The organism is Shewanella salipaludis, from assembly GCF_012911865.1.
GTDB classification, from domain to species: Bacteria; Pseudomonadota; Gammaproteobacteria; order Enterobacterales; family Shewanellaceae; genus Shewanella; species Shewanella salipaludis.
This window is the reverse complement of the sequence record NZ_JAAXYH010000006.1, coordinates 13,643-28,532: the sequence shown is the minus strand read 5'-3', so window position 1 is coordinate 28,532 and position 14,890 is coordinate 13,643. Positions and strand designations below refer to the sequence as shown.

At 55.6% G+C, this 14,890-nt stretch carries 15 protein-coding genes; 7 read left to right on the top strand and 8 right to left on the bottom strand.

Going from position 1 to position 14,890, the window contains the following annotated elements:
* Positions 1 to 2: 2 nt before the first annotated feature.
* Positions 3 to 1,727 carry a bifunctional metallophosphatase/5'-nucleotidase gene (locus HC757_RS09935; protein WP_169564194.1) on the top strand — a complete coding sequence of 575 codons (1,725 nt, stop codon included), beginning with the start codon at positions 3 to 5 and terminating at the stop codon, positions 1,725 to 1,727.
* Between the two features lie 5 nt (positions 1,728 to 1,732).
* Here HC757_RS09935 and HC757_RS09930 read toward each other — a convergent pair whose 3' ends face one another.
* Entirely contained in the window at positions 1,733 to 2,629 is an 897-nt protein-coding gene (locus tag HC757_RS09930; RefSeq protein WP_169564193.1) for a LysR family transcriptional regulator, read from the bottom strand.
* 159 nt (positions 2,630 to 2,788) lie between these two features.
* Here HC757_RS09930 and HC757_RS09925 point away from each other — a divergent pair, with 159 nt between their 5' ends.
* Positions 2,789 to 3,232, top strand: a complete 444-nt coding sequence (locus HC757_RS09925; RefSeq protein WP_169564192.1) for a DoxX family protein — start codon at positions 2,789 to 2,791, stop codon at positions 3,230 to 3,232.
* Between the two features lie 10 nt (positions 3,233 to 3,242).
* A complete protein-coding gene (locus tag HC757_RS09920; protein ID WP_169564191.1) occupies positions 3,243 to 3,935 on the top strand; it encodes a pirin family protein in 693 nt (230 codons plus the stop codon).
* A gap of 15 nt (positions 3,936 to 3,950) precedes the next feature.
* Here HC757_RS09920 and HC757_RS09915 read toward each other — a convergent pair whose 3' ends face one another.
* The 4 genes from HC757_RS09915 to HC757_RS09900 all read right to left on the bottom strand — a co-directional run bounded on the left by HC757_RS09915 (position 3,951) and on the right by HC757_RS09900 (position 5,934).
* The gene (locus HC757_RS09915) at positions 3,951 to 4,448 is read right to left on the bottom strand and encodes a GNAT family N-acetyltransferase (RefSeq protein WP_169564190.1); all 498 of its coding nucleotides are present in this window, start codon (positions 4,446 to 4,448) and stop codon (positions 3,951 to 3,953) included.
* A 68-nt stretch (positions 4,449 to 4,516) separates the two neighbouring features.
* Positions 4,517 to 5,104: a GNAT family N-acetyltransferase gene (locus HC757_RS09910; protein WP_169564189.1), complete on the bottom strand. Its 588-nt coding sequence runs from the start codon at positions 5,102 to 5,104 to the stop codon at positions 4,517 to 4,519.
* A gap of 89 nt (positions 5,105 to 5,193) precedes the next feature.
* Entirely contained in the window at positions 5,194 to 5,403 is a 210-nt protein-coding gene (locus tag HC757_RS09905) for a DUF3820 family protein (protein ID WP_169564188.1), read from the bottom strand.
* 60 nt (positions 5,404 to 5,463) lie between these two features.
* On the bottom strand, positions 5,464 to 5,934 hold the full coding sequence (locus HC757_RS09900) for a GNAT family N-acetyltransferase (RefSeq protein WP_169564187.1): 471 nt from the start codon (positions 5,932 to 5,934) through the stop codon (positions 5,464 to 5,466).
* Positions 5,935 to 6,458: 524 nt separating this feature from the next.
* Here HC757_RS09900 and HC757_RS09895 point away from each other — a divergent pair.
* The 4 genes from HC757_RS09895 (at position 6,459) to HC757_RS09880 (ending at position 9,270) form a co-directional block, all read left to right on the top strand.
* Entirely contained in the window at positions 6,459 to 7,202 is a 744-nt protein-coding gene (locus tag HC757_RS09895) for an AAA family ATPase (protein ID WP_169564186.1), read from the top strand.
* Positions 7,162 to 7,536 (top strand): CopG family transcriptional regulator, encoded by a 375-nt coding sequence (locus tag HC757_RS09890; protein WP_169564185.1) that lies wholly within the window; start codon positions 7,162 to 7,164, stop codon positions 7,534 to 7,536. Before HC757_RS09895 ends, HC757_RS09890 begins: the two co-directional genes overlap by 41 nt.
* Before the next feature lie 280 nt (positions 7,537 to 7,816).
* Positions 7,817 to 8,641, top strand: a complete 825-nt coding sequence (locus HC757_RS09885; RefSeq protein WP_169564184.1) for a M90 family metallopeptidase — start codon at positions 7,817 to 7,819, stop codon at positions 8,639 to 8,641.
* A gap of 212 nt (positions 8,642 to 8,853) precedes the next feature.
* Positions 8,854 to 9,270 (top strand): nuclear transport factor 2 family protein, encoded by a 417-nt coding sequence (locus tag HC757_RS09880; RefSeq protein WP_244623434.1) that lies wholly within the window; start codon positions 8,854 to 8,856, stop codon positions 9,268 to 9,270.
* Position 9,271: 1 nt separating this feature from the next.
* On the opposite strand, the gene HC757_RS09875 is transcribed toward HC757_RS09880, so the two are convergent.
* The 3 genes from HC757_RS09875 to aceB all read right to left on the bottom strand — a co-directional run bounded on the left by HC757_RS09875 (position 9,272) and on the right by aceB (position 14,122).
* Positions 9,272 to 10,726, bottom strand: a complete 1,455-nt coding sequence (locus HC757_RS09875) for an HDOD domain-containing protein (protein WP_425313959.1) — start codon at positions 10,724 to 10,726, stop codon at positions 9,272 to 9,274.
* Between the two features lie 294 nt (positions 10,727 to 11,020).
* Complete coding sequence (gene aceA / locus HC757_RS09870; RefSeq protein WP_169564183.1) at positions 11,021 to 12,346, bottom strand: isocitrate lyase; 1,326 nt, start codon at positions 12,344 to 12,346, stop codon at positions 11,021 to 11,023.
* 144 nt (positions 12,347 to 12,490) lie between these two features.
* Complete coding sequence (gene aceB / locus HC757_RS09865; RefSeq protein WP_169564182.1) at positions 12,491 to 14,122, bottom strand: malate synthase A; 1,632 nt, start codon at positions 14,120 to 14,122, stop codon at positions 12,491 to 12,493.
* Between the last annotated feature and the right edge of the window lie 768 nt (positions 14,123 to 14,890).

Sequence of the window (14,890 nt, the reverse complement as noted above, 5' to 3'; positions counted from 1 at the left end):
ACATGAGCAACTACAGTTTAATGCTCGCTCACATCAATGATACTCACTCCAATTTCGAGCCCAGCCGGGTACAATTCAGCCTGAATGAAGGGGGCAAGACGTTACAGCTCCAGAGCCGCAGCGGTGGCTACGCCAGGCTCGGATTTCAGATAGCGCGCGCCCGAAAGAATGCCGAAGCCAAGGGCTGCGAGTTTCTCTTCCTTCACGGGGGCGACAGTTTTCAGGGCACCTTGTATTTTCGTGAATTTCAGGGCGCCGCCAATGCCCATTTGCTGAACCTGCTCAAACCCGATGCCATGGTGCTGGGCAATCATGAGATAGACGCGGGCAACAGTCCGGTGCAGGCCTTTTTGAATCGTGTCGATTTTCCCGTGCTGGCCGGTAACATGGACCTGAGCCAGGAAGACAGCCATAAGCCCGGCAAACTCAGGGACCATCCCATGCTGTTCGACTATCAGGAGCAGAGCCGGACCGCCAAGGTGCTGCTCAGGCCCTTCCATGACAGGACGCTGGCGATCATAGGCATCACCCTGGATCAGATGAAGCTGATCGCCAGGCCCGATGCCGACACCCACTTTGCCAACGCCATAGTCACCACGGCCAACACAGTCAGGCAACTCAAGGCCGATGGCATAGACCATATCATAGTGCTCAGCCATTTAGGGCTGGATCAAGACAGGACCCTGGCGGCCGAGGTCGATGGCATCAGCCTGATCGTCGGCGGCCATACCCATACCCTGCAGGGGGATTTCAGCACCCTCGGCCTGAGTCATATCCCCTACGGTGAAACAGTCAATCACACCCCGATAGTGCATGCCGGCAAGTATGCCGAGACCCTGGGGCTGGCGGAGATCCGCTTCGATGCCCAGGGTAAGGCTGTGAGTCTCGAGGGCAACAACTTCTTCATGCTGGACACCCAGTTCAAGCTCAGCAGCGATGCCGGGGTGACGCGCGCCGACCATGACGCGGCAACGGCCAGGCTCAGGGCACACCCTGGGATACTCTGGGATGACGAATCTGCGACCCTCGCCAGGACCATAGCCGAGGAGTATCGTCCGGCACTGGACGCCCTGGAAAATCAGGTGCTGGCCTTCATCCCAAGGGAATTGGTTCACACCCGGCTGCCGAGCAAGAACCTTCCCCACGGCAGCGAAATCGCCCCCTGGGTGAGTTACAGCATGTATCACCAAGCCAAGGAGCTCGACGCTCGAGTCGATTTTGCCCTGCATAATGCCGGCGGGGTACGCCAATCCCTCAACCAGGGCGAGCTGACCCTGGCCGATGTGGTCGGCGGCTTGCTGCCATTCGATCTGCCGCTGGTCAAGTATGAAATTCAGGGACTCTATCTGTACCAGGCATTGGAATCCGCCATAGATGGCGCCACCAATAACGGCGTGACGGGCACGGGTGCCGGCAGTTTCCCCTACACCTACGGCCTCAGGTTTCATTATGACGGTACCCGGGTTCAGGGGCAGAGGATCACCCGCCTGGAGATCCTGCGGGAGCAGGAATGGCATAGCGTCTGCCATGACAGCCACTATGTCGGGGTGTCCAGCGCCTACACAGCCGCCGGCAAGGAAGGTTACCAGGCATTGCTGTCATCGCGCTGGCAAGACCCGCTCGAGTCTCTGACCCTGCCAGGGGCCTTCATCAGCTTCGTCGGCAAGGCAGGTTTATTCGACGAGCCCCTGGCTCCCCATGTCTACTATACCAGCCACAGGCGCTGAGTCAGCTAGTCTATCCCCCAGTCCAGGGTAGGCAAACGGCTGGCAAACCAGTTCAGCGCCCTGGCGTCATTGTCCTTGCGCCAGGCAACATACAGCGCCTGCGGGGCCCGTGGCAGCGCCACCTCGCGGGCCAACAGACTGCCTTGCGCCAGCTCCTGGGCGATCAAATGCCTGGGGATGAACCCCACCCCGGCACCGGCCTGTTGCGCCTCTATCTTGCTGCGCATGTTGGGCACCCGGATAACCTGGCGGCTCTCGAACAGGCCGGATGAACGTTGCGGCAGGGATCTCGAGCTGTCGGCCACCACCACAGAGGGAAACTGCAGCAGGGCCTCGCTGGAGATGACGGCGTCAGACTGTGCCAGCGGATGGGATGGGCTGATGGCGAAGACGAAATTCAACTCGGCCATCTTATGCACCTGGTATTGTCCCTTGGGCCTGTCCTCACCTACGCCTATGGCGATATCGACCCGGCCGCTGTAGAGTGCATCCCAGCTGCCACCGAGTGACTCCTCGGTGAGCTCAAGTTCAATCTGCTTGCCCAGCTCGCAAAACTCCCTGACCAGGCCAAATAGCGGCGCGTCCGGCACCACAGTATCCTTGGCCAAAATCAAGCGCCGCTCCCAACCTGTCTCCAATTGCCGCACGGCTTCCTCCAGACGCGTGGTCGCCGCGAGGATCTCCCGTCCCTGGGTCAGCACCAGGCGACCCACCTGGGTCAGGACCGCGCGTTGACCGCTGCGATCAAAAAGTTTGGCCCCCAGCTCACTCTCCAGCTTTTGCACCGTATAAGTCAAGGCCGAAGGCACCTTGTACAAGGCATCGGCAGCGGCAGAAAAACTGCCTTTCTTATCAATAGCATCTAACACTCTCAGCGCATCCAGGTTCAGGGCGGAATACATGATGGCACCTTTGTTCAAAAAATTTGAATATTCATATCAAAATGTTCCGATTTTTATCGACCCGGGTCAAGCATAGACTGAGCTTCGAGTCGCAGGAGCTCACTCTGTCACTGAGCGTCCGCTACGGCATCACACTTAATCAAACATTGGAGCAAGATCATGAAAAAAGTCATTTCAACCTTAGTCACCAGCAACTCCGGCTGGGCACCTTTAGCACTGCGCCTCCCTGTCGCCATCATCTTCATGGGCCACGGCGCCCAGAAGCTGTTCGGCTGGTTCGGTGGCTACGGCCTGGAAGGCACAGGCCAATGGATGGCCTCCATAGGACTGACACCCGGCTACCTGATGGCGCTGATGGCCGGCAGCAGTGAATTTTTCGGCGGTCTCTTGTTGCTGCTGGGATTCCTGGTGAGACCAAGCGCAGCGGTACTGGCAATAACCATGGTCATTGCCATCTTCAGCGTCCACGCCGGCAACGGCTTATTCCTGGCCAACAACGGCTATGAATTTGGCCTGGCCTTGCTCGCCATCACTGTGGCGCTGGCGCTCCAGGGAGCCGGCAAATTATCGCTGGATAACCTCATCGCCCAGAAACTGAAGTAACGGAGTCCCCATGATCAACATCAGACGTGCAGAACAGCGTGGCAAAGCCAATTTTGGCTGGCTCAAGAGTCGCCATAGCTTCTCCTTCGGTCAATATTATGATCCCGAGCAGATGGGCTTCTCGGCGCTGCGGGTGATCAACGATGATTATGTCGCTCCTGGCATGGGTTTCGATACCCATGGCCATAAAGACATGGAGATCATCAGTTATGTGACTCAGGGAAAAATCGCCCACAAGGACAGTTATGGGCATGAGAAGGTGTTGCCGGCGGGCGAGTTCCAACTCATGTCGGCGGGTAAAGGCATCTACCACAGCGAGTACAACGCCTCGAAGACCGGCGAGCTGCGCTTCCTGCAGATTTGGATCCAGCCCAATGAGTTCGGCCAGGCTGCCCGGTATCAGCAGCAGGCCTTCGAGCAGACAGGCGCCTTGACCGCGGTTATCACTCCCAATGGGGAAAACGGCACCCTGCAGATAAAGCAAGATGCGACCCTCTACCGCCTGCGGCTCGCTGCCGGCGAGCAGGTAAATTACCCGACGACTGAGACACGCAATACATACGTGCACCTGATCTCGGGTGAGCTGACGCTCGACGGCCAACCGCTGCAACCGGGCGATGGTGCCCGGATAACAGGCATAGGCGAGCTCAGGCTGGCGTCGCGGACAAGCGCAGTAGAAGCCCTGGTCTTCGACTTGCCTTAAGCTGTGTGGAGAACGTCAGCCAAGCGCCAGTGTCATGCTGAAGTTCTCCAGGATCTCACCGCCGCGAGGGTGTTGGTTGCGGCTGTAGATCACGAAGCCTTGCTTGAGAAAAAAGGGCATCGCCAGATGAGAGGCCTCGACACATAAGTGTCCTACGCCACTCTCCCTGGCGTGCTGCAGCAATGCCAGGTACAGCAAGCCCGCCAACCCACGCCGCTGATGCTCGGGATGGGTAAAGAGGCAGTCAATCTCGGCGCTGGGGCGAACGGAGCCTGGGGCATCGACAGCCGGCGGCTTGAGGTTAATGAACCCCAGGATAACCCCGGCGTCTTCTGCGACCCAGGTTTGGGTGCCTTGCAGCCGGGCCAACCAATACGCCTCGCTGCGAACGGCCCCCGACCAGGCATGACGCTGCGCTTGGGTATAATGCGTCGCCGCGGCCCGCGAGATGCTCAGGTGAAACACCTCAGCCAACTGGGCCACATCCGCACGCTCAAATAATCTTACCCGCATATATCCCTACTCTGACTAAAGAATGACTGAAAAACTATGGCGATTAACAAGCTATGCCGACTAAAAAGCTATGGCCTTGCCGCTGCGTGATGCCCTAATGGCTTGTACATGGAAAAGCCGGCGATGACTTGCCCCAGCTTCTGCTGATAGCTGCGCCGCTCCAGGATGAAGCCCCACTTTTCGAACAGCGGCCTGGAGACATAGGAGGCGTCGACCGTCAGCCTGTCATACCCCTGCTCTCTGGCCCATAGCTCGACTGTGGCGTACAGCCGCCCGGCCAGCCCCAATCCCTGATGCGCCGGCGCTATGTAGAGGCTGTCAATGTAGCCACGACTACCGAAACCTGTCTCTATATTGATGAAGCCACAACAGAGTGGTAGCCTGTTCGCCCCTGTGCCATCCTGCCCTGAAGCTGATTGCACTGCGGTCGGCCCCTCGACGACCATGCCTTTCCTTACCACCACCCAGCCCCGGGAACGGGCGAGGCGCAATTGCCAGTGTTTTTCCGAGCGCGGCGCCCGCGACCAGGCGTTCAGCTGCTCGGGCGAATAACGCGGGTGCTTGATGGCCGTCACGGCTTCATGGAATACAAGGCTCACCTGCCGGGCATGGGCCGGCTGAAAGGCAACGATCTGGTAATCTGAGTCCTGTGGCATAGTATCAATAACTTGAGTTTAACTTTGAATTCAATAATGTAGGCTCGAAGACCGGCTTCATATTCTCAGTCTAAGCGAGCCGGGACCGCTCACTCGAGCAGGGGCTGCAGCATGGCTTCCAGGCCATTGAGCTTGATCTCATAGATGAGCGCCAACTGTTCACCCAACTTGCCCTGGGGGAACCCCTGGCCATGAAACCACACCAGATATGGCTCGGGTAATTGCAACAATTTCCAGCCGGCATATTTTCCGAAAGGCATTTTTTGATTGATGGCTTCGAGCAGTAAAGATTCGTCCATAGGGATAAGTCGTTGCGGTGGAACTTGGCGCCAGTCTACTCAAATTCCACCTTCGATGCACTATTGCAGTAATTTAGACAGATTGGGCCCGAGATTGGCGCAGTGGGAAGAAACGAATCCCAGCTCATGGCAGAGACGTTCGTCCTCTCCCAGGGCATGAATGCGCAGACAAGTGCCGGGCGCCGCTCTGCGCTGGGCGAAGGCCAACACGCGTTCGAGCATCATGCGCGACAACCCGGATCCCTGGTATTGAGGCATGACGATGAAGTCTTGGATATAGAGATGCCGGTGCACGTCCTCGACCACACTGACCACGCCGACGAGCTTGGCCAGCGACCCCGGCTCCCTGGCCGCGCCGAGCCGGGCGCTGACGGCATAGAGAGGCGCCGTGTCATCGGGATCGAATTGATCCGCATTAAATCTTGCCTGGCCCGCGGTTTGCCTCAGGCTCAACAACTCATGCAGCAGCGGCGATTCTTCCGCCAAGCTGAAGCCAACATCCAATTCCGGCATCTTATTCATGGTGTCCATCGCGCATCCTTTCTGGTGATAAAAGCTGTTTTTTTAGCCTACACCGCCAATTTGGCAGAAAAATGACAATGCGGCAGCCCCGAGCATCACGCCAGATAATGGGATTGCCTTATATATCATTTACGTATTAATTATTGAATTAATATACCCTGAAGGAATACTTGGGTTGCCGCCATGCGCTCCCATGACTGGCGACTCTGTCCGTTAACGGCGAAATATAAATCAAAAAAATGTTAATCACATGTTTTTATTGTGAAAAAATGAAATTTCCCACCATGCCTCAGAGTGTCAACTTTTTGCCATCCCAGCCACCTAAGCCAAAATAATGTCGCGGGTCATAATGTAAAAAAACGTCAAAATTCAAGTAATTGACCCAAAGACTTTATGCATCTACATTGAGCATACTCCGGGAAACGTTGTGATCAGCGACGGTTGGCTCGAATGAATCTGAACCCTGCCCGCTCCAGTTGACGCAGCAACAGTAAAAGCAAATAGCCAAGCAGGCAATAATAGGAATAAACAAGATGATCATATTAGTCGGTGGCGAAAAAGGCGGCAGTGGCAAGAGTTGTCTGGCGCAAAACATTGCGGTGTTTCTCACGGCCGAGTGTGGTGCTGCGGTTATCATGGTTGACTGCGATCCCCAGCGCACTACGTCGGATTGGATCCATGCCAGAAACAATAATCCGGCGCTAGCCGGCATCAATTGTGTGCAACTCTACGGCAAGATACGCAACGACTTGCTGAGCCTGGAGCAACACTATGACTATGTCATAGTCGACTGTGGCGGCCAGGACAACCTGGCATTGAGGGCGAGCATGTCTGTCGCCTCCCACGTGCTTATGCCGCTGAGACCCAAACGCCGCGATCTCAAGACAGTCAGTCACATGGATGACATAGTCGCCACCTGTATGATGATCAACCCCAAGATGAAGGCCTCCTTCGTGGTCACTCAGTGCCCCAACCTGCCCAACCAGGCGGGACGGATACTGGAAGCCAAGGAAGTCTGCCAGACTTATGACATCCATGTCCTCAAGGCCATCACCTATAGCCGTAACATCTATGACGACAGTGAAGAGTCCGGCCTGTCCGTGATAGAAATAGAGCCCAAGGGCAAGGCCGCCGATGAAATTCGTGGCATTGCCTGTGAGCTGCTGGAGGCCGCCAACGCCGATGAAATACGTCAGCGCATCACACAAACCAAGATAACCAATATGAGAGGTAACTATGGGACTGGCCGATCTCAAGAAAAATTATACGCAGTCTAAGAAGGTTACCGCTCAGCTGTCGTTGGATGACTTCATCGAAGCCGCCAATCTGTATGCCATGGGTCAGGCGCCCGAGGTCCGCCAGACCACGGCTCAGCTGGTACCCTTCATCAGGCCGGCTCAAGGGGCGCAGAACAAGCAGGACAACAGGCCCCATGAGCCGTTTCGCAAGGCCACCTTCACCCTGAGTGAATCGGCCATCAGCCAACTGGCCGATCTGGCGAGCGAATGTGAGATTGCCAAGTCGAAACTGGTGCGCTTCTTAATAGAGCATCACTATGCCTTGCCCGTGCATGAGCGTAAACAGAAAGAGCAAAGCCTTTACAGAGACTAACCTTTTCCTCCCTTTGGCTGGTAGCATGACATGAGATCCAGATTCGTAGATACGGTTTCCTGGCCCGGATCTCATGTCATTGTCGCCCGGACATTAGCGCCGAATTAACTTTAGCTTTGCGCTACCAGCCTTTTTTCTCTCCCCCGGATAAGCTGCCGTTAAACGGGCTGAGTGCTACACAGGTGATTGAGTGCCACACAGGCGATATAGTCCCCTTCCCCTTGATTTATGTCCAAATCCCCCCAAGTTATGTAATAGATGAACAAGTCTCGGATAAACTATGCTGACAATAGCAGTCACAATCTTACTCGGCGGCCTCGCCATAGGCTGGATAGTCTCAGAAGACGCCCGCACCCGCCGCCGCCGGGCACAGATACTCAAGACGCCTTTTCCCAAGGCATGGCGCAGCATACTCAAGAAGCGCCTGCCCTATTTCAAGGCCCTGCCCACAGATCTGCAATTACAGCTGAAGAAGCACATACAGATTTTTATCCATGAGAAGCGTTTCATCGGCTGCAATGGTTTCGAAATCGATGATGATGTCAGGGTCACCATAGCCGCCCAGGCCTGCCTCTTGCTGCTCAATCGCGAGACGGATTATTACCCCAAACTCAAAGACATTTTGGTTTACCCCAACGCCTTCATCGTCAAGCAACCACAAGCAGACGCCAACGGCGTCGTCTGGGATCACAGACGCATATTGGCGGGAGAATCCTGGGGGCAGGGCAAGGTCATACTCTCCTGGACCCATACCCTGGTCGATGCTGCCGAGCCCTATGATGGCAACAATGTCGTCATCCATGAATTTGCCCATCAGCTGGATCAGGAAGGCGGTCAGGCCAACGGTGCCCCCCTTCTCTCCAGCATCACTGACTACCCTTCCTGGTCCAAGGTGCTGGGCGAGGAGTTTGCCGCACTCCAGCACTGTGCGGCCCATGGCTTACCTTCGATATTCAGTTACTATGGTGCCACCAACCCCGCCGAATTTTTTGCCGTGATCAGCGAAGTCTTCTTCGAACGTCCGGAGATCTTTTACCAGCAGCATCCGGCACTGTACACTGAGCTGAGCCACTTTTACCGCTTGGATCCCGTCAGCTGGCACTGATGCGCCCAAGAAGAATAATGCTTCACCGAGGAAGACGTCTTATGCATGAAGTGCCCACCGAAAAACCCTGTAGCCAGCTCCGTCTTGGGGCTATGGCGCCTGCGCTGACTGCCGCCCTGCTGCTCTGCTCGTTCGGCCCACTTGCCGCCGAGACCCAAGTCCCGGCCACAGACGCCGCCATGGCCCTGGCCGGTAAGGCCAAAATCGCCAAAATGGCCGAGACAGAGGACCAGGCGCTGCTTGAGGCAGGAAGAGTGCTCGATGCCTTGCACCTGTCGGCCAAGACGGCCGATTGGGATCGCTATTTCTCACTCTACAGCCAGGATGCCCTATTTCTGGGCACAGATGCAGATGAGCGCTGGGGGATGGCCGAGTTAGAGCAATACGCCCGCCCCACTAAAGGCTGGCGCTATGACGTCATGGAGCGGCATCTGCTGCGTCACGCCGAGGTTATCGTCTTCGATGAGCGGCTGAGCAGCCTGGCCTATGGTGCCTGCCGGAGTAGCGGCACCCTAATCCACACCCTGGCGGGATGGAAGCTGCTGCAATATCACCTCAGCTTCCCCATCCCCAACGAGATGGCCAAAGAGATTACAGCGCAACTCAAGCGCCATGACGGCAATCACTAGCCTAGCCCAGAGAGATACCCAAACAGATGTTGGTCAGCTGGATGAAATGGGTGAAACTGTCGAAATCCTCCTGGGTGAATCCGCTTTGGGAACTGTGCCTGTCAGCATAACAGACGCCTATCACCTTGTTGGCCACCAATAAGGGCGCCAGTAAAAAACCTGCGGCCGACACCAGGGCGGCTTGCTTGGCATCGAGCTGCGCCGACCAATGGACAGAGGCGGGTGAGTCCACCCATACCGGGCTCTTGAGCTCGACACAGCGACGGAAGAGGTTGCCAGGCGCCGTGAGGTCCAGCATGAAACTCTGTTTCATCAGCTGGGCATCGTCCCCCAGTACCAGCCTGGGTTGCAGCAACTTGCGGTTAGGTGACAAGAGCAATACCCCACAGCGGTCCACGCCGACACCCAGCACTATGCCCTCGAGCATGGTCATGAGCACCAGGTTGAAGTCTGTCTTCACCGCGGTAAAGCCGGTTAACTCACGCAATTTGAGCAGTTGAACATGCACATCGACGCCGCGTGCCGGCGCTGCTGCAGCGGCCGCCGCCAACGCCTGGGTATCGGGGAGATATTCAACCAGCGCCCTGGCGCCGTACATTTCCGCCAGCTCCTGGGTCGCCATTCGGCAGGCCTGAATGCGTCCCTTGAGCTCATCCATTTCTATGGCCATCACATCCGCTATCTGAGCCAAACGCCTCTGCAGCTCCTGCGCATTCTGGCCCGGCGAAGCCAAGAGCTCGGTCAATTTGTTGGCCAGGAAAATGCTGCGGATCTCCGGCGTCCTGTCATTCGGCTGATTCAGCGACTTGAGCAAGACCTCCCCCAGCCCCCAGTGACGGGCTATCCCCTGGGTCAGTATACCGAAGGAGGTGCCGAGCAGTTCCCGGGTGACGCCATTCATTGCCGCCCTGTCCTGACACACTGTCAATTGGGCGTCCAGTTGCTCGGTAACCTCCCCGCCCATGCTCCAGAAGGCACTCTCTCCCAACTGGTAGAGCAGGGCCGCGATAAACACTTCTTCCTGCAATTCTTCCTGATGCTCACCCAGGATCATCTTGGCCAGCATGGCAGCCTGGAACCCCTGCGCCATCAGCTTGAGCAATCTCTTGTAAACCTGGGGTGATAAATTCTTATTTTCCAACAGGCTGCTGAGTAACTTAGCGGTAATGCAGATATTGCGTATGGTATCGAACCCCAGCACCACTGCGGCGCGGCTGACGGTGGTGATGTGACTTATTCCCTTGTTATAGATGGCACTGTTGGCGACCCGCAGGATCCTCGAGGTCAGGGCATTATCGTGCATCACTGAGTTGCCGAGCTTAGCCAGAGATGAGACGTCGTCTTTTTCCAGCTTCTCCAGCGCCTTGATGGTCGAGCATAGGGCCGGCATTTCCTGTTCACTGATCCTCTTGGTCCAGTAATCGACGCCCTTTGAAGGAAGTTTGTTTGCTTTCACTGCATGGTCCGCCCATGTTAATCATGGTTTTCTTATTATAAGAGTCACCTGTGAGTATAGTGGTGACGCTGGATTTTTTCTGAAGCATTAGCATAACAAAAAAAGCGACTCTAAGGAGTCGCAAACACAAACCTGTGGGATGAAAGCCTGGATCTCTGGCTGTATGCCTGGCTTGTCTGTTCGCTGCCGGGTAAGCAGGGGAAAGGTACGCCAGCCAAAGGCGCGGCTGGCGCAAATAGGGTGCCGCCTGAAACAAGCGACACAGGGAACCAGGCTGTCCTGGGGCAGCAAGGGTTAGAATTGCTCCTCTTCGGTAGAGCCGGTCAAGGCAGTCACGGATGAATGTCCGCCCTGGATCACTGTGGTCACCTGATCGAAGTACCCTGTGCCCACTTCCTGTTGATGGGCCACGAAGGTGTAGCCCTTCTTCGCCGCGGCAAACTCGACTTCCTGTACCTTCTCGACATAGTGCTTCATGCCTTCGCCGCGGGCATAGTCATATGCCAGGTCGAACATGTTGTACCACATGTTGTGAATACCGGCCAAAGTGATGAACTGGTACTTATAGCCCATGTCCGACAGCTCCTGTTGGAAGCGCGCTATGGTGGCGTCATCGAGGTTTTTCTTCCAGTTGAACGACGGCGAGCAATTGTAGGCCAGCAGCTGATCCGGGAAGTGGGCGTGGATCGCCTCGGCGAAACGGCGCGCCTCGTCCAGGTCGGGCTTGGCGGTTTCACACCAGATGAGATCCGCATAGGGGGCATAGGCCAATCCCCGGGAAATCGCCTGCTCCAGTCCGGCTCTGACCCGGTAGAAACCTTCACTGGTACGCTCACCCGTGACAAAGTCCCGGTCGTAGGCATCACAGTCGGAGGTCAGCAAGTCGGCGGCATTGGCATCGGTGCGGGCGATGACCAGGGTCTCCACCCCGCTGACATCGGCGGCCAGGCGCGCCGCCACCAGCTTCTGTACCGCTTCCTGAGTCGGCACCAGCACCTTACCCCCCATGTGGCCACATTTTTTTACCGAAGCCAGCTGATCTTCGAAATGAACCCCGGCGGCACCCGCATCTATCATGGACTTCATCAACTCGAAGGCATTGAGTACCCCACCGAAACCCGCTTCGGCATCTGCGACTATCGGCAGGAAGTAGTCCGTATGGCCTTGATCCCCGGGATTGATGCCGTTGCCCCATTGGATCTGATCGGCGCGGCGAAACGAATTGTTGATGCGTGATACCACTGCGGGGACCGAGTTGGCCGGGTACAGTGACTGATCCGGATACATGGTGCCCGCCAGGTTGGCATCCGCCGCCACCTGCCAACCCGAGAGGTAGATAGCCTCGATCCCCGCCTTGGCCTGCTGCACCGCCTGACCGCCGGTCAACGCCCCGAGTGAGTTGACATAGCCCTTCTTGGCGCCGCCGTTCACCAGCTCCCACAGCTTGGCCGCACCATGCTTGGCGAGGGTATTCTCGGGGACGATGGAACCACGTAAGGCGACCACTTCTTCCGCGCTGTATGGACGGCGCACCCCTTTCCAGCGTGGGTTTTCGGCCCAATCCTGCTTTATCGCGTCAATCTGTTGCTGGCGTGTCATTTGAGTCGTTGCCTTAGTCATAGTGTACCCCTTCCTCTGTGTGGTAAATTCGGCATGGATGAAACTTGCCCCCCAAGTTCCACCCTGCCAAACCCGTTTGCGGCGATAGCTCGCCAAAATGATGGTTCAATAGGCTTGAAGCCGTGATATTAGCTATGCCGATGCTTACTGCTTAGCCGTCAGGATTTCGTAACCGGGCAAGGTCAGGAAATCGACCAGCTCGTCCGAAACGGTGATCTGCTCCAGCAGCACCGCCGCCTGGGTAAACTTGCCGTGGGTAAATCTGTCCCCGCCGACTTCCTCTTTGACCTTGGCGAGTTCTTCCACCAGCATGTCTTTAAACAAGGCCTTGGTGACCAACTTGCCATTGGAAAGCGATTTGCCATGCTGGATCCATTGCCAGATAGAGGCCCTGGAAATTTCCGCCGTGGCGGCATCCTCCATCAAGCCGTAGATGGGCACACAGCCATTGCCCTGGATCCAGGCTTCTATGTATTGCAACGCGATACGAATATTCAGCCGCATCCCGGTTTCAGTGCGCTCACCTTCGCAGGGCCGCAAGAGTTCGCTGGCCAGAATAGGGGCGTCGACATCCCGGGTGATGTGCAGTTGATTGCAGTGCTCATCCCCTATGTAGCGGTTGAATATCGCCATGGCAGTATCGGCGAGCCCGGGATGTGCCACCCAAGTGCCATCATGACCATTGCGGGCCTCCAGCTCCTTGTCCTTGCGTACCCGTTCCAACACCGCCTGATTCTGCCCGGCATCCTTGGCCGGAATGAAAGCCGCCATGCCGCCCATCGCCAGGGCACCGCGCTTGTGGCAGGTCTTGATCAAGAGTCGCGAATAGGCGCTCAGGAAAGGCGTATCCATGGTGACCGCCTGCCTGTCCGGCAGCACCCTGTCCGGGTGTTGCTTCAAGGTCTTGATGTAGCTGAAGATGTAATCCCAACGGCCGCAGTTGAGTGCCACTATGTTGGAACGCAGCTCGTAGAGGATCTCGTCCATTTCGAATACCGCAGGCAGTGTCTCTATCAGGCAGGTGCACTTGATGGCGCCGCTCTGCAGGCAGAATCTGTCCTCGACGAAGGCGAACACCTTAGCCCACCAGCGCGCCTCGAGATGACTCTCCAGCTTGGGCAAGTAGAAATAAGGCCCGCTGCCCTTAGCCAACAACTGGCGATAGTTGTGATAGAAGTACAAGGCAAAATCGAACAGGGCTCCTGGGATCGCCAAACCGTTGAACTCGACATGTTTTTCCTGCAGATGCAGGCCGCGAACCCGGCAGACCAACACAGCAGGGTCGGGATCCAGCTTGTAGTGTTTCCCGCTTTGTGGCGCCGTATATTCGATATCGCCACGCACCGCATCACGCAGATTGATCTGGCCCTCGACCACCTTCTGCCAACTGGGCGCCAGCGAATCCTCGAAGTCCGCCATGAAGACTTTGACCTTAGCGTTGAGGGCATTGATCACCATCTTGCGTTCCACAGGCCCGGTGATCTCTACCCGGCGATCCAAGAGGTCGGCGGGGATCCCTCTTATCTGCCAGTCCCCATCACGAATGGCCTGGGTGTGTGGCAAAAAATCCGGTAAGGCCCCGCTGTCGATACGCGCCTGTCGTTGCTTTCTGTCGCCCAGCAGCACAGGCACTTCGGCAGCAAATTCCCGGCAGAGCGCCTCCAGCAGACTGACGGCGCCTTCACTGAAGAGTGACTCTTGTCCTGTGACCTCATGGCCAACTATCGCCAGCCCGGTCTTGCTCTGTTGTTGTTGCATTAACCTATGTTCCGCCATCTTATGCCCCCGATAACCCTTACCCTGTGGTTCTGCTCTATGCCAACCCAGAAACCATCAAATGTTCGTTTCGAACCAAAATCTACGCATAAAACACAGGCTTTGCAACAGGCTGCATTCGGCAATAAAATAGCCGAAACAGGCACTAAAATTGGTCTGACCAAGATATAAATATTAATTTAACTAATTAAAATAAAACAAAAAAACAACAGAACAACATGTAGTTGAAATTGTGAAGGTAAATTTGTCAGACAAGTTTACCAATCCAGTGACAACGTAATTTATTACGTAAATAAATTACCAAATATAAACTTTTAATTACGAAAAATGCGAGCGAAATACCTAGCCAGAGAACAGCTCAGCGTTTTGGATTGCCCTTAAGGTAAGTCGATAAAATCATTATTTTTCAAAAGTATAATAAACAAGTTCACCACCCCGAATTAAAACGGTCGTTTTAATCTTACCTTTACGTAATGGTTAATATGACGATGGTCATCAAAACCACACATGCGAGTTACGTTTGTCGATCATCAAAGAAATTTGTTTTGGTTTACTTCAAAAAAATCACATTTTTTTCATTTATTTTTCAATTTGGTGACAATCACAGCCCAAAGCCCCCTGGCAGTCGTTGGCATGCAGCAGAAGGCGGCCATTCCGGGGGCTTGTCCGAAATTACGGCAGACGAAAACCAGCTTGGATAATGTTGAAATCATAGATTGATTTAAAAATGAAAATCATTATCATTCCCACCCTTTTAAGAAGGAAGGA

Excerpts from the sequence above, each read along its gene's own strand:
- aceA (WP_169564183.1), bottom strand. The coding sequence starts at position 12,346 with ATGACTAAGGCAACGACTCAAATGACACGCCAGCAACAGATTGACGCG.
- aceB (WP_169564182.1), bottom strand. The coding sequence starts at position 14,122 with ATGGCGGAACATAGGTTAATGCAACAACAACAGAGCAAGACCGGGCTG.
- HC757_RS09885 (WP_169564184.1), top strand. The coding sequence starts at position 7,817 with ATGCTGACAATAGCAGTCACAATCTTACTCGGCGGCCTCGCCATAGGC.
- HC757_RS09895 (WP_169564186.1), top strand. The coding sequence starts at position 6,459 with ATGATCATATTAGTCGGTGGCGAAAAAGGCGGCAGTGGCAAGAGTTGT.
- HC757_RS09930 (WP_169564193.1), bottom strand. The coding sequence starts at position 2,629 with ATGTATTCCGCCCTGAACCTGGATGCGCTGAGAGTGTTAGATGCTATT.
- HC757_RS09890 (WP_169564185.1), top strand. The coding sequence starts at position 7,162 with ATGGGACTGGCCGATCTCAAGAAAAATTATACGCAGTCTAAGAAGGTT.
- HC757_RS09920 (WP_169564191.1), top strand. The coding sequence starts at position 3,243 with ATGATCAACATCAGACGTGCAGAACAGCGTGGCAAAGCCAATTTTGGC.
- HC757_RS09880 (WP_244623434.1), top strand. The coding sequence starts at position 8,854 with ATGGCCGAGACAGAGGACCAGGCGCTGCTTGAGGCAGGAAGAGTGCTC.
- HC757_RS09915 (WP_169564190.1), bottom strand. The coding sequence starts at position 4,448 with ATGCGGGTAAGATTATTTGAGCGTGCGGATGTGGCCCAGTTGGCTGAG.
- HC757_RS09910 (WP_169564189.1), bottom strand. The coding sequence starts at position 5,104 with ATGCCACAGGACTCAGATTACCAGATCGTTGCCTTTCAGCCGGCCCAT.
- HC757_RS09900 (WP_169564187.1), bottom strand. The coding sequence starts at position 5,934 with ATGGACACCATGAATAAGATGCCGGAATTGGATGTTGGCTTCAGCTTG.
- HC757_RS09935 (WP_169564194.1), top strand. The coding sequence starts at position 3 with ATGAGCAACTACAGTTTAATGCTCGCTCACATCAATGATACTCACTCC.
- HC757_RS09925 (WP_169564192.1), top strand. The coding sequence starts at position 2,789 with ATGAAAAAAGTCATTTCAACCTTAGTCACCAGCAACTCCGGCTGGGCA.
- HC757_RS09905 (WP_169564188.1), bottom strand. The coding sequence starts at position 5,403 with ATGGACGAATCTTTACTGCTCGAAGCCATCAATCAAAAAATGCCTTTC.